Annotated in this window: 1 pseudogene; it reads left to right on the forward strand. The window is 64.3% G+C overall.

The window, feature by feature from the left end:
- A pseudogene (locus tag ACP4IX_RS36500) lies at positions 1-318 on the forward strand (alanine dehydrogenase); the annotation flags it as partial.
- Positions 319-594: the final 276 nt, after the last annotated feature.

The following is a 594-nucleotide window of genomic DNA, read 5'->3' on the forward strand; positions in this document are numbered from 1 at the left end:
GTCGCGATCGACCAGGGCGGCTGCTTCGAGACCTCGAAGGCGACCACGCATCAGGCGCCGACCTATCTGGTCGACGATATCGTGCATTATTGCGTCGCCAACATGCCGGGCGCCGTACCCGTCACCTCAAGCCACGCGCTCAATCATGCGACCTTGCCGTTCGGTCTGGCGCTGGCGTCGAAAGGGCTGCGCGCGCTGGTCGAGGATCCGCATCTGCGCGCCGGCCTCAACGTCCATCGCGGCCGCATCACCAACCGCGCCGTGGCCGAGAGCCAGCATCTGTCGGCCGTGATGCCAGAGGAAGCACTGGCGTCGTAACATTTGCGAGCCTTCGCAGCCTTTCCCGTCGTCCCGGCTCCCGTGCGCACCTGCGCACCAGGCCGGGACGACATAGGATCTCTTGTGCAGTCGCGTAGTCATCCGCACCACGCGCCAAGAGGTCATTTCTCGACGAACCTCGACCCGGCTTTATCCGTCAATTCCTTCAGCCGGCTTTGCATCACTGCAATGATGTGCTCGCGCTTTGCCGCGATCCGTTCGATCGGGCCGCCGATGCCGATAGCCAGCGGAGCGCGTCGCTTTGGCAGCGGAACA

It is taken from the genome of Streptomyces sp. WG5, assembly GCF_049974565.1.
Classification (GTDB): Bacteria; Actinomycetota; Actinomycetes; order Streptomycetales; family Streptomycetaceae; genus Streptomyces.